The organism is Nocardioides sp. NPDC127503 (assembly GCF_040302165.1).
Lineage (GTDB): Bacteria > Actinomycetota > Actinomycetes > Propionibacteriales > Nocardioidaceae > Nocardioides.
Window position 1 is genome coordinate 342,415 of sequence record NZ_JBEORH010000001.1, and the last position, 12,234, is coordinate 354,648.

13 protein-coding genes and 1 tRNA gene are annotated in these 12,234 nt (G+C 66.2%); 8 read left to right on the forward strand and 6 right to left on the reverse strand.

Annotated elements, in window-relative coordinates:
- The first annotated feature begins 9 nt into the window (after positions 1-9).
- The 3 genes from cmk to der are packed head-to-tail and all read left to right on the forward strand — an operon-like array spanning position 10 to position 2,838.
- On the forward strand, positions 10-705 hold the full coding sequence (cmk, locus tag ABTW65_RS01665; protein ID WP_350658036.1) for a (d)CMP kinase: 696 nt from the start codon (positions 10-12) through the stop codon (positions 703-705).
- A complete protein-coding gene (locus tag ABTW65_RS01670) occupies positions 702-1,442 on the forward strand; it encodes a lysophospholipid acyltransferase family protein (protein ID WP_350658037.1) in 741 nt (246 codons plus the stop codon). The genes cmk and ABTW65_RS01670 overlap by 4 nt, the downstream gene beginning before the upstream one ends.
- The gene (der, locus tag ABTW65_RS01675) at positions 1,435-2,838 is read left to right on the forward strand and encodes a ribosome biogenesis GTPase Der (protein ID WP_350658038.1); all 1,404 of its coding nucleotides are present in this window, start codon (positions 1,435-1,437) and stop codon (positions 2,836-2,838) included. The genes ABTW65_RS01670 and der overlap by 8 nt, the downstream gene beginning before the upstream one ends.
- Positions 2,839-2,910: 72 nt before the next feature.
- On the opposite strand, the gene ABTW65_RS01680 is transcribed toward der, so the two are convergent.
- Positions 2,911-3,402: a MarR family winged helix-turn-helix transcriptional regulator gene (locus ABTW65_RS01680; RefSeq protein ID WP_350658039.1), complete on the reverse strand. Its 492-nt coding sequence runs from the start codon at positions 3,400-3,402 to the stop codon at positions 2,911-2,913.
- A 113-nt stretch (positions 3,403-3,515) separates the two neighbouring features.
- Here ABTW65_RS01680 and ABTW65_RS01685 point away from each other — a divergent pair, with 113 nt between their 5' ends.
- Positions 3,516-4,010: a VOC family protein gene (locus ABTW65_RS01685; protein ID WP_350658040.1), complete on the forward strand. Its 495-nt coding sequence runs from the start codon at positions 3,516-3,518 to the stop codon at positions 4,008-4,010.
- 45 nt (positions 4,011-4,055) lie between these two features.
- Here ABTW65_RS01685 and ABTW65_RS01690 read toward each other — a convergent pair whose 3' ends face one another.
- From ABTW65_RS01690 to ABTW65_RS01700, 3 genes are all read right to left on the reverse strand, one after another.
- Positions 4,056-4,634 carry a hypothetical protein gene (locus tag ABTW65_RS01690; RefSeq protein WP_350658041.1) on the reverse strand — a complete coding sequence of 193 codons (579 nt, stop codon included), beginning with the start codon at positions 4,632-4,634 and terminating at the stop codon, positions 4,056-4,058.
- A gap of 81 nt (positions 4,635-4,715) precedes the next feature.
- Positions 4,716-6,104, reverse strand: a complete 1,389-nt coding sequence (locus tag ABTW65_RS01695; RefSeq protein ID WP_350658042.1) for a GntP family permease — start codon at positions 6,102-6,104, stop codon at positions 4,716-4,718.
- A complete protein-coding gene (locus tag ABTW65_RS01700) occupies positions 6,101-6,601 on the reverse strand; it encodes a gluconokinase (protein WP_350658627.1) in 501 nt (166 codons plus the stop codon). Before ABTW65_RS01700 ends, ABTW65_RS01695 begins: the two co-directional genes overlap by 4 nt.
- Positions 6,602-6,724: 123 nt before the next feature.
- On the opposite strand from ABTW65_RS01700, the gene ABTW65_RS01705 reads away from it, so the two are divergent.
- From ABTW65_RS01705 to ABTW65_RS01720, 4 genes are all read left to right on the forward strand, one after another.
- Entirely contained in the window at positions 6,725-7,462 is a 738-nt protein-coding gene (locus ABTW65_RS01705) for a FadR/GntR family transcriptional regulator (protein ID WP_350658043.1), read from the forward strand.
- Positions 7,463-7,523: 61 nt separating this feature from the next.
- A tRNA-Pro gene (locus ABTW65_RS01710) sits at positions 7,524-7,597 on the forward strand.
- A gap of 209 nt (positions 7,598-7,806) precedes the next feature.
- Complete coding sequence (locus ABTW65_RS01715; RefSeq protein WP_350658045.1) at positions 7,807-7,992, forward strand: helix-turn-helix domain-containing protein; 186 nt, start codon at positions 7,807-7,809, stop codon at positions 7,990-7,992.
- A gap of 910 nt (positions 7,993-8,902) precedes the next feature.
- Positions 8,903-10,375: an APC family permease gene (locus ABTW65_RS01720; RefSeq protein WP_350658046.1), complete on the forward strand. Its 1,473-nt coding sequence runs from the start codon at positions 8,903-8,905 to the stop codon at positions 10,373-10,375.
- 560 nt (positions 10,376-10,935) lie between these two features.
- Here the strand turns inward: ABTW65_RS01720 and ABTW65_RS01725 are convergent.
- Positions 10,936-11,256, reverse strand: a complete 321-nt coding sequence (locus tag ABTW65_RS01725; protein WP_350658047.1) for a DMT family transporter — start codon at positions 11,254-11,256, stop codon at positions 10,936-10,938.
- Complete coding sequence (locus ABTW65_RS01730) at positions 11,256-11,627, reverse strand: DMT family transporter (protein ID WP_350658048.1); 372 nt, start codon at positions 11,625-11,627, stop codon at positions 11,256-11,258. The genes ABTW65_RS01725 and ABTW65_RS01730 overlap by 1 nt, the downstream gene beginning before the upstream one ends.
- Positions 11,628-12,234: the final 607 nt, after the last annotated feature.

Consider the following 12,234-nt stretch of genomic DNA (forward strand, 5'->3'; position numbering starts at 1 on the left):
CTCCCGCCCGTGAGCAGCAGCAATCCCACCACTGACCCCGCACGCATCGTCATCGCCGTCGACGGCACCTCCGGCTCCGGAAAGTCGAGTACCTCGCGCGGCGTCGCCGACCGCCTGGGCATGCGCTTCCTCGACACCGGTGCGATGTACCGGGCGATGACCTGGTGGATGCTCAGCAACGACATCGACGTGCACGATGCTGACGCGATCGCCGCCGCGGCAGGCAAGCCGGTGATCACCTCCGGCACCGACCCGCTCGGCCCGACGATCGCCCTCGACGGGGCCGACGTCTCGGTCGAGATCCGCAGCGACAAGGTCAACGCGGCCGTCTCCCCGGTCGCCACTGTCCCCGAGGTTCGCGCCCGCCTGATCGCGCTCCAGCAGCAGGAGATCCGGGATGCGCTCGCCGCCGGCTCCGGCATCGTGGTCGAGGGCCGTGACATCGGCACCGCGGTCTGGCCCCAGGCCGACCTGAAGCTCTACGTCACCGCCGACCCCGCCGCCCGCGCCGCGCGACGCGCGGCCGAGGAGGGGGGCACCGACGCGGAGGCCGTCCGCGCGTCGCTCGAGAACCGCGACAAGATCGACTCCACCAAGGGCGGTGCGGTGGTGCCGGAGGGCGCCACCCACCTGGACACGACGCCCTACACGCTTGAGGAGGTCATCGACCTCGTCGTCGACCTCGCCGAGAAGGCGGGGGAGTGAGCGCGAGCCCGCACGCGGGTACGCCCCGCACCGAGCTTCCCCGCACCGACGGGGTCCCGCATCCGAGCCGGTGGGCGCTCTACCACATCAACGTCTACGCCCGGCGGCTGATCCGGCGCCGCTTCGACGTGCGGCTGCACGAGACCGCCAACATCCCGGCGACCGGGCCGGTCGTCTTCGCCTCCAACCACATCGGCATCATCGACGGTCCGCTGCTGGCGATCTTCACGCCGCGTCCGGTGCACGCGCTGACCAAGCTCGAGATGTTCGAGCACTGGTTCCTCGGGCCGTTCCTGCGCTGGGCCGGCCAGATCCCGCTCTACCGGTTCGGCAGCGACCCGGCAGCGGTGAAGATGGCGCTGCGGGTGCTGCGCGAGGGCAACGCCATGGGCATCTATCCCGAGGGCACCCGCGGCGCGGGCGACCTGTCCCACTTCAACCGCGGCGCCGCCTATCTCGCCCTCGCGTCGGGTGCCCCGGTGGTGCCGGTGACGATGCTCGGCAGCCGCGATCCGGGTGGCGGGATCTCGTCGCTGCCGCACAAAGGTGCTCGGATCGACATCGTCTATGGTGAGCCTTTCCACGTCGAGCGCGTAGGCTGGCCGCGTACCAGGGAACAAGTCGGGCATGTCTCGGGTTTGCTCCAGAAGCACATGCAGGTCCAACAGGACCATGCCTTGGCGTTGACCGGTCGCGAACTGCCCGGTCCGCTACCTAGCGAGGAGAACAATGACTGACCCCGACGTTCCCGTCTCGATCTATCCAGCCGAGGACGTACGAAACCTGACCGAGACCGACGAGACGGCCCCGGAGGGGCCTCTGCCGGTGCTGGCGGTCGTCGGCCGCCCGAACGTCGGGAAGTCGACCCTGGTCAACCGGATCATCGGTCGTCGCGAGGCCGTCGTCCAGGACGTACCCGGAGTGACCCGCGACCGCGTCTCCTACGACGCCGACTGGAACGGCAAGGCGTTCACGCTGGTCGACACCGGCGGCTGGGACCCCGACGCCCAGGGCCTGGCCGAGCGGATCGCCGCCCAGGCCGAGATCGCGGTCTCCCTGGCCGACGCCGTCCTCTTCGTGGTCGACGCGACCGTCGGCATCACCGACGCCGACGAGGCAGTCGTACGCATCCTGCGCAAGTCCGGCAAGCCGGTCATCCTGGCCGCCAACAAGGTCGACGACCTGCGCACCGAGGCCGAGGCCGCAGCGCTGTGGAACCTCGGGCTCGGTGAGCCCTGGGCGGTCTCCGCACTCCACGGCCGCGGCTCGGGCGACATGCTCGACGCGATCCTCGCGGTGCTCCCCGACCCGCCGCCGCTTCCCGAGGGCACCGAGATCGGTGGTCCGCGCCGGATCGCGCTGGTCGGCAAGCCCAACGTCGGCAAGTCGAGCCTGCTGAACAAGCTGGCCCAGGAGGAGCGGGCGGTCGTCGACAACGTCGCCGGCACCACCGTCGACCCGGTCGACGAGCTGATCGAGCTCGGCGGCCGCGAGTGGCGCTTCATCGACACCGCCGGGATCCGCAAGCGGGTCAAGGAGGCCTCGGGCCACGAGTACTACGCCTCTCTGCGCACCACCACCGCCATCGACCGTGCCGAGGTGGCCGTGCTCGTCCTGGACGGTGGGGAGAAGATCTCCGAACAGGACATCCGCATCCTGCAGACCGTCCGCGAGGCCGGCCGGGCGCTGGTGATCGCGTTCAACAAGTGGGACCTCGTCGACGAGGACCGTCGCTGGCAGCTTGACCGCGAGATCGAGCGCGATCTCGTCCAGGTGCAGTGGGCCCCGCGGATCAACATCACCGCCCGCACCGGCTGGCACGTCGACCGCCTGGTCCCGGCTCTCGACAAGGCCCTCGAGGGCTGGGAGACCCGGATCGGCACCGGCGCGCTCAACTCCTTCCTCGGTCGCCTCGTCGCCGAGCACCCGCACCCGGTCCGGTCCGGCAAGCAGGCGAAGATCCTCTTCGCCACCCAGCCCTCCACCGCGCCGCCGACGTTCGTCCTGTTCACCAGCGGCAAGCTCGACGCCTCCTACGAGCGCTACATCGAGCGTCGCCTGCGTGAGGAGTTCGGCTTCGCCGGCACCCCGATCGTGCTCCAGCAGCGGGTCCGGGAGAAGCGCAAGCGCTAGCAGTGCAACGAGCAGGCCCGCAGGTCACCGATGGTGACCTGCGGGCCTGCTCCACGTTTGTGGGGTAGACGGCTAGGCGGCTGAGCCGTCCGCGGCGTCCCGAACGGGCTTGACCTCGAGGCGCTCGAGCACGCCCTGGTAGAGCTTGGTCAGGGCGGCGACCTCCTCGGGCGTGAACGCGTCGAACATGACCTGGCGGATCAGCTTCACGTGCTCAGGGGCGGCGGCCTCGATGGCCTCGAGCCCGGCCGGGGTGAGGTCGACGAAGGCACCACGCCGGTCGTCGAGGCACTCGCGACGCTCGACGAGGCCGCGCGCGGCCATCCGCATCACCTGGCGCGAGAGCCGGCTCTTCTCCCACTGCAGCTTGTCGCCGAGCTCGTACATCCGCAGCGAGCGGTCGGGGACGTCGGTCAGGTTGACCAGGACGTCGTAGTCGGCGAGGGAGAGGCCGTTCTTGGCTTGGAGGTCGCGGTTCATCCGCGAGGTGAGCTGTGCGTTGACGGCGAGCCAGGAGCGCCACGCGACCTGTTCGTCGTTACTGAGCCACTTGACCTCATCCATAAGGCACACCTTACCGAGTCGGAACTTGTGCTTTCAGCACCGGCGCCCACTACCGGCAACTGTTGACGCAGAAACTAGACTGGATCTGAAACGTTATGGCTGAGGAGAGCACGATGAGCATCGACATGGACTTCATCACGAAGGACCGTGAGCGGATCAAGAAGGAGTACCTCCGGGAGGAGGGCCTCCGCCCGGCCAGCACGGCCCGCGGCATCCACCACACCGCGCTGCTCTCCTCGGACGTACGTAGGTCGATCGACTTCTACCAGGGGCTCCTGGAGTTCCCGCTGACCGAGATCTTCGAGAACCGCGACTACGCCGGCTCCGACCATTTCTTCTTCGACGTCGGGGCGGGCAACCTGCTGGCCTTCTTCACCCTTCCCGGGCTCGACCTGGGCCCGTACGCCGAGGTGTTCGGCGGCCTGCACCACATCGCGATCTCAGTGACCGCGGAGAAGTGGGACTACCTGCGCGCCAAGCTCGATGACGCGGGCATCGACTACATGGTCGAGTCCAAGTCGTCGATCTACTTCAAGGGGCCCGACGGCGAGCGCCTCGAGCTCCTCGCCGACCCGCTGGGGGAGATGTACGGCACCAAGGTGCTCTGAGACCCGGCGCAGCCGGGACGGGTCGTCTGCCCGTCCCCGCCGCGCTCAGGGACGATCGAACGGGTCCTCGGGCACCTCGAGCTCGAGCTGCTCTGCGTAGACCTGCTCCTCGGCCCGCCGGTCGGCCAGCCACGCTGTCAGCGCCACGACGACCAGCTGCGAGCGGGACTCCGCGGCCATCTCGTGGACCATGGCATCCAGCACGTCGACGTTCGTCGCCAGCAGACGCAGGGGCATCGTGACGTACGGGTCCTCGAGGCGCTTCGGCTGCGGGACGGTGCGCATGAAGGTGCCGTCGGAGACGGGCCTGGTCTTCTCGCGCAGCGCTGCCTGGTGGGCACGCAGGAGGACCGGCAGCCGGGGGCGGGTCGCCGCGACGGCGTCGAGCATGACGTCGACCAGCGAGCGCGGGACCTCCTGGCTGTAGGTCTTCCACTGCGCCGCCAGGGATGCCGGTACGGAGAGGCTGATCGCCTGCACCGGCATGCCCTGGCGCCGCCCGGCGCCCTCCCGCTTCGATTTGGTGCGATGGGCAGGGGTGCCCTTGCGGGAGATCGGGTCGAGCTTGCTGGTGGGTGCTGTGTTGCCCGGGGCTGTGTTGTCAGCAAGGGGGAAGTCCGACACGGTGAGCTCCTGTGGTGGGTGTGATCCATGTGTCAGGAGTGATTGTGTCGGACAGCACCGACAGTTTCGCCAGGGCGGGTGTCAGATGACCAGGCTGAGCGCCAGCACGAACACCAGACCGGACACGGAGAGCACCGTCTCCATCAGCGACCAGGACTTGATCGTCTGGACGACGTCGAGGCCGAAGTACTCCTTGACCAGCCAGAATCCGGCGTCGTTGACGTGGGAGAAGAACACCGAGCCGGCGCCGACGGCGAGCACGACGAGCGAGACCTCGGCGGCCGGCATGTTGGCGACCAGGTCGACCACCAGCGACGAGGCGGTGATGGTGGCGACGGTCGCGGAGCCGGTGGCGAGGCGGATGAGGACTGCGAGCACCCAGGCCAGCACGATCGCGGACACGCCGGAGCCCTGGGCCCAATCGGCGAGCTGGGTGCCGATGCCGGTGTCGATCAGCGACTGCTTGAACCCACCGCCGGCGGCGACGATGAGCAGGATGCCCGCGATCGGCGGCAGCGACAGCTCGACGGTCTTCGCGATCTGGCGGCGGTCCATCCCGGACCCGCGGCCGAGCGTGAACATGGCGACGATGACCGCGATGGTCAGCGCCACGAGCGGGTAGCCGATCACGTCGAAGACCTGCTGGACCTGGTTCTCGGGGTCGTTGATGGCGATGTCGACGATCGCCTTGGCGAGCATCAGCACGAGCGGCAGCAGGACGCTGAACAGGGTGACGCCGAAGGAGGGGCGACGGGTGTCGCCTTCTGGGTTGTTCACCGGAGTGGCGTCGAAGGTGTGCGGCGCGTCGACGACGACCCAGCGGCCCGCGAGTCGGCCGAACAGCGGCCCGCTGACGACGATGACCGGGATGGCAACCAGTACGCCGAGCGCGAGCGTCGTGCCCAGGTCGGCTTGGAGCGCACCGATCGCGGCCAGCGGACCCGGGTGCGGCGGCACCAGGCCGTGCATCGCCGAGAGGCCCGCCAGGGTGGGGATGCCGACGGTGATCAGCGAGACCTGAGCGCGACGGGCGACCAGGTAGATGACCGGCATCAGCAGCACCAGGCCGATCTCGAAGAACATCGGCAGGCCGATGATCGCGCCGACGAGCGCCATCGCCCACGGCAGCGTACGCACCGAGGACCTGCCCACGATCGTGTCGACGATCTGGTCGGCGCCGCCAGAGTCGGAGAGGAGCTTGGCGAACATCGCGCCCAGCGCGATCAGCAGGCCGACGCTGGTGGCGGTCGCGCCGAAGCCTTCGCCGAAGGAGGTGATCACGTCCATCACGTTGCGTCCCGCGAGCACGCCGACCGCGACGCCGCCGAGCAGGAGCGCGAGGAAGGGGTGCAGCTTCACGTAGGTGATGAGGACGACGATCAGGGCGATCGAGGCCAGTGCGGCGGCGAGGAGTACGCCTCCTGATGCGACCGGTGCGACCGGCTCGGTCGCGGCGGCGAGGATGTTCATGCGGACTCCCTGGTCAGGTTCGAGGTCGGGTTGATGGTGGTGAGGTAGCGATCGACGATCGCGTCGATGTCCTGGTCGATGTCGATGGTCGTGCCCTGCTCGTCGGGAGCGAGGGGCTCGAGCGTCGCGAACTGCGAGCGCAGCAGCGACGGCGGCATGAAGTGCCCCGCGCGGGCGGCCAGGCGCGCTTCGACCACCTCCGGGGTGCCGCTGAGGTGGAGGAGCCGGAGGCCGCTGGCGTGACTGTGGAGCAGATCGCGGTAGCTGCGCTTGAGCGCCGAGCAGCTCAGCACCGCCCCGGTCTGCTCGTGCTCGGCGAGCCAGCCGCCGAGCGTCTCCAGCCACGGTTGCCGGTCGTGATCGTTCAGCGCACGACCCGAGGCCATCTTCGCGATGTTCTCCGGCGGGTGGAAGTCGTCGGCGTCGGCGAAGGGGACCCGGAGGCGCTGCGCGATCGCAGCGCCGACGGTCGACTTGCCGGAGCCGGAGACTCCCATGACGACGAGGAGGGGGTTCTGTGTCACGCGTCACAGGGTGCATCAAAAGGCATCCGTTTGGCAAGGCGGGGTGTCATAAAGGATTCTGATTAAGTCGCGCTGGGATTGTGCGACGATGCCGCAGTGACGACTTCCAGCGGTGAGGCAGTAAATCGACTGCACCAGAGCGTCCGAGACGCGCTCGGACGCAGGATCGTCTCCGCCGAGCTGCCGCCAGGGGCCGTTCTCACGCTGGAGGGGATCCAGGCGACGTACGACGTCTCGCGCCCGGTCGCGCGGGAGGCGGTGCGTGTCCTCCAAGCGATGGGCATGGTCACCACACGGCGGCGTGTCGGCATCACCGTTTCCCCGCGGCAGGAGTGGAACGTCTTCGATCCGCTGGTCATCCGCTGGCGGCTCGATGGCGACGGCCGGCGCGAGCAGCTGCTGTCGCTCTCCGAGCTGCGTCTCGGGTTCGAGCCGATCGCGGCGCGGCTCGCCGCCGAGCGGGCCGAGCCGCAGCACCATGGCGACCTCGCCCGATCCGTGGCCGACATGGTCGTCCACGCCGCCGCCGGTGACCTGGAGGCCTATCTCGAGGCCGACACGACCTTCCATCGCGTCCTGCTCAACGCCTGCGGCAACGACATGCTCGCCGCGTTCGGTGACCTCGTCGCCGAGCTCCTCGCGGGACGTACGCACCACCACCTGATGCCCGATAAACCGAACCCGACCGCCATCGAGCTGCACGAGAAGGTGGCGATCGCGGTGCGCAACGGCGACCCGGCAGGAGCCGAGGAGGCCATGCGCGCCATCATCGACGAAGCCGCCGAGGCCCTCGCCTCCGCCGACGACCCGCCGGACGGGGATACCGATTGGTGAGCGCGCGAAGCCGTGCGGTAATGTTCGGATCGCTTCGAGCGGAGAAATCCACTCGCAGTTTCGGGCTGTGGCGCAGCTTGGTAGCGCACTTGACTGGGGGTCAAGGGGCCGCAGGTTCAAATCCTGTCAGCCCGACCGAAACAAACTGGCTCTGACCTGGGTAAACCGGTCAGAGCCAGTTTTGCGTTTTGGTCATTGCGCCGAAATTGCGCCGAACCGGAATTCTTAGCGCGGGCGTCTCGAATCCTGGGATCCGCAGGCTCTGGGGACAGGGCTGGTCGGCTCAGGAGGTCTTGTCGCACCTGTTGGTGTCTACCTGATGCCATCCAGGAGTTGAATGCGTCATGCCCCAGCCAAACGTTCACTGGCTAACCGCCCGCCAAGTCGCGGAGCACTATGCAGTGTCACTGCGCACCGTCGACCGGTGGGCCGAGCGGGGCGTCCTCCGTGCTTATCGGATCGGGTCGGTGCGCCGGTTCAAGGCAACGGAAGTTGTGGCGCTGCCACGACGTCAGGCGGCTGTGCGGTGATCCGACAGGGCCCTGGGCTCGCGGTCATGAGAAGGGTTCGCGAGCACAGGGCGACGAACGCAACTTCAGGCACACTCTTGCTGGCTGCGGTGACGTTTGTTCTTTGGACCAACATGGAATGATGTCGGCCTCAGTGCATCTGCAAGCGACTCTCCGTAACTCCCGCCTTGCTGCGGAGCTGGTAGCAAGCGTGAGATGATGTGCGCTCCCACTTCTAAAGACCACGTGCCCGACCGACGCGGTGGAGCATGTCGTGCGCCTCGACCACTGCCTCCGCTCCTTCGTTAAGGAGTTTCCGGGCCGACTCCCACTCCGATTGTCCACCGTCTCGATACTGGGACTCGTTCAGTCGCGCGAGATCGTCGTCGTGTTCCGTCACGTGAGACTCGCCCGCCGCATCGGACATGAAGGTCTGACACGCGCTCTGGAGGGCACTCCGTGCCTGGTCGACGTCGGCGTCGTCGAAGAAGACGCCCAACTCCCACAAGTGCGCAAAGCGGGCGGAGCTGCTTGAGGTACAGGTTCTTGCCGAGTTCACGGAGCGCCTCGCGGCGTTCCCATCCGGACGTCCCGGAGATCCGAGCCGGCCGACCGTCGAGCAGGGCCTGTCACGGCAGGCGAGAGCAGCCGTCCTCGCCCGTGAAGCCGCACCATACCGACTCCTCACAACCAAAGCGTTATACAAACGTAATCTGTGATCTGCGACACTTTACCATGACATCTGTAATGTTCACTGCGCTCGGGTATGAGGCAGCAATCGCAGTCCACGACGCACCCGCCACGGCGCCGAACATTTCCAGCACTTTGATGGCTGGCAGCAGCAAGGCTCCCGGCTCGTGATCGTCGCCTGCACAACCCGCATCGCGGCGCTTGCGTAGCCCCGCTCATCACACTGAAGGAGTTCTGCCAGATGTTCAGTGACGTTTTCAAGGCGACCCCAAAGGGGGCGCCGACCGCGACAGCGGGCGAATTACCCGAGAGGCTGCAAGGCAACATGGGGACGGTCCAACTCGTCTGCCTAGTCCTGGCGTTCAATGCGCCGCTCGCGCTAATGGTCGCGTCGGTTCCGCTGGTCATCGGCTACGGAACCGGGCTGGGTACCCCGCTTCTATTCGTTCTCATGGGGGCCCTGTTTGCGATCTTCGCCATCGGTTTCACTGCCATGTCGCGGGTGATTCCCCGCGCCGGCGCGCTCTACACCTTCGTCACCGCGGGACTTGGTCGCCCGATCGGGTTGGGAGCGTCCTTCCTGGCCCTTGTTGTCTACACGTCCGGCGGCCTCTACGGACTGCTGTTCGTGGGTCCCACTGTCGAGTCTATGGTTGTCAACACCTTCAATGGTCCTGACCTGCCTTGGTGGCTGTACTGCCTCATCTTCGCCACAATCGTGGGCGTTCTGTGCTATCTGAACGTCGATGTATCCGCGCGCGTGATCGGCGTCCTCCTGTTCCTCGAAGTCGGTGTGTTGGTCGTGTACTACGGTTTCGTCCTCGCCAGAGGTGGCGCGGTAGGGGAGCTGCACCCACCGTCGCTAGATCCCGGGCTGCTAACTTCTGGCGGATTCGCCATCGGAGTCCTCTTCGCGATGATCGCGTTCGTGGGTTTCGAGACGACTGCCATTTTCCGCGATGAGGTGCGCGACTCGACCAAGGTGGTGTCACGAGCGACGTACCTTTCCATCGCCAGCCTCACGGTCATCTATGCGGTCGGGTCCTGGCTGTTGATCGAGGGCGTCGGCAGGGACGCAGCCTTGGACACTATAGCCACTTCGCCTGGGACAGCATTTCTTGACAATGCCCAACTGATGATGGGCAAGTTCGGTTACGACCTCATTAACATCCTGTTTGTCACAAGCAGTCTCGCGACATTGGTTACGCTGCAGAACGTTATCAGCCGGTATTTGTTCAATCTGGGTAGCGATGGCGTCTTGCCGCGATTGATCGGCGTGCCACACCGCCACTTCGGCTCGCCCCACCGCGCCAGCCTGCTATTGAGCATCATCAGTTTCGGATTCATCATCGTCACCGCAGTGGCAGGTGAGGACCCGATCGTCGTGTTCACCAAGATGGCGGGCGCTACGGGCTATGCACTCCTGGCCCTGTACGCGCTGGCAGGTGTCGCCATAGCGGCATATCTGCTTCGTAACCGGTCGGAGGGGATGAACGTATGGCAGCGCGCGATCGCTCCAGTGATCGCTGCCGTCGGGATGATTGCGATTTTGATTGTGGGCACGAAGAACCTCGACCTGATGAGCGGATCGAGGACGTTGTCCGTCATCGCTATCGGCGTCGTGGTCGTATCCGTGTCACTCGCCGTTGTTGTCGCGATGACCCTCCGCTCGACGCGTCCAGAAGTGTATGAGCGTATCGGTACTGAGTACTGAGCCAATGAGCTACCGCGATGCTCGGCGGGTCGAACGACGATTCGGCCCGCCGGGCATCGTCCCCTTTTCACTGCCTGGACGAGGTCCAGAGCTACACCTCGCAAGGATCCGCCACTTGGGAAAGCGTTGCACGGTGGGTGTCGCCTTCACGCGAGGCGCCTGTCACGGCGGGCGTCTCACTCTCATCGGTGGCTTGCCGTTGGGACGACGGAACTCGTCAAGACGTCTGCCGACTCGATCGCGGGCTTTCCATCACGAGTACGTCCGGAACGCCGGCGCGTACCAGTTCCCGTGCCGCCACGAGCCCAGAGATCCCTGTGGCAACCACAACGACCGCGCACGAGGAATGCAGAACAGTGGGGGAGCGTGCGATTGACATGATTCTCCGTCGGTTGTAGAACGAGCAGTTCGGACACGCTGGCGGCAACTCGGGATCATGCAACCGCGTTCCTATACCAATGTAATGCAGATTGCCCGGCGCGGAAGCCGCTCAGGATCGATCGATCTGACGGCACTTGGGCTGGTCGTTCGGACCTGGAGCGCCATACTGATGCCCTCGGCTAGTGTGTGGCGCCGAACTCGATCAGCAACACACCAAGGACGATCAAGGTGATGCCGCCGGCCATCAATCGGGTGAACGGCTCCTTGAACAGCACGCGAGAGGCCAAGGCGGTGACGGCAACACCGGCGGCTGCCCAGATGCCATAGGCAACGCCGAGCCCCATGCCGCCTGCCAGGGCGAGGGACAGGAACGCGAATGCGAGCACGTACCCGGCTGTCGTGGCTATGTACCAAGTGCTGCGACCCGTGGACGCCACTTTGAGCGTAAGGGTGGCTCCGACCTCGGAAAGGATCGCGCTAGCCAAGAACAGGTACACCATCACGCGACCTCCTGCTCACGACCACGGCATTCCGGCGACTCGGTCGAGGCTGCTCTCTGTGAGCCCAGCTCAACGGTGACCACGCCGGCGATGACCAGTGCGATCCCGAGCCCCATCACTCCGCTAAGCGCTTCGTCGTAGATGATGGCCGAGAGCGTTGCGGTCGCAGCGACACCGAGGGCTCCCCAGATGCCGTAGGCGACGCCCAGACCCATTCCGGCCTTCAGTGTGCCGGCCATGAGCGCGAACGATGCGGTGTAGCCGCTGATGACCACTGCGTAAAACACGGGATAGTCCAGTGCGGCTTTGAGTGCGAGAGACGCAGCAACCTCGGTGCCGATCGCGCCGGACAACAAGTACCATTTCTTCACTTTTCAGCCTCCTTGAGAGGGTTGTATGCTGCCGAGAGGACTTCCTCGCGGTCTTTCGTTCGGAGCGGGAACGCCAGTCGCATCGGCGCACCATGCGCCCTCTGTCAGCAGTCGAACCGACAGGCCGGCGCGGAGACCACTGTCAAGGTCGTTGGCGCCTGTCAGCCGCCCTTCAAATCGTTCGGCCCACAGTTGAGTGAGGAATTCCTGGTGGCGCGGATCTGTGAAGATCGCCTGGTCGGCGCGGTCGAACTCGCTGTGCATGGCCCATACGAGCTAGGCCTCGATGCGCTTCTCGGGGCTGGCTGATGCGAGGGGTTCGTCGAGGCAGTCCTCGGGGTGTTGCTCGTAAGAGTCGATGAGGTGCCCGATGCCGGCAGAACGAGCTTCTCTTTGGTCGGGAAGTGGTGTATCAAGTTTGGCCTGATCACGCCAACCTCCTTCGCTACCCACAAGACCGCCCGTCCCGGTCGTCGCGATCGAGTCCAAGTGAGAGTGCGGCCGGCGCGCAGCATGTCGAGGGCGCCCTCAAGTGCGGTGGTCTGGTGTCTGCCATCCGCCAACCAACCTTCCTGAAGGTAAGACACCGAAACTGGAACTGCCGGTG

Bases quoted from the DNA above. Each gene is read 5' to 3' on its own strand.
- ABTW65_RS01725 (WP_350658047.1), bottom strand. From the start codon at position 11,256: ATGGTGTACCTGTTCTTGGCTAGCGCGATCCTTTCCGAGGTCGGAGCC.
- ABTW65_RS01695 (WP_350658042.1), bottom strand. From the start codon at position 6,104: ATGAACATCCTCGCCGCCGCGACCGAGCCGGTCGCACCGGTCGCATCA.
- ABTW65_RS01700 (WP_350658627.1), bottom strand. From the start codon at position 6,601: ATGGGAGTCTCCGGCTCCGGCAAGTCGACCGTCGGCGCTGCGATCGCG.
- der (WP_350658038.1), top strand. From the start codon at position 1,435: ATGACTGACCCCGACGTTCCCGTCTCGATCTATCCAGCCGAGGACGTA.
- ABTW65_RS01680 (WP_350658039.1), bottom strand. From the start codon at position 3,402: ATGGATGAGGTCAAGTGGCTCAGTAACGACGAACAGGTCGCGTGGCGC.
- ABTW65_RS01685 (WP_350658040.1), top strand. From the start codon at position 3,516: ATGAGCATCGACATGGACTTCATCACGAAGGACCGTGAGCGGATCAAG.
- ABTW65_RS01715 (WP_350658045.1), top strand. From the start codon at position 7,807: ATGCCCCAGCCAAACGTTCACTGGCTAACCGCCCGCCAAGTCGCGGAG.
- ABTW65_RS01720 (WP_350658046.1), top strand. From the start codon at position 8,903: ATGTTCAGTGACGTTTTCAAGGCGACCCCAAAGGGGGCGCCGACCGCG.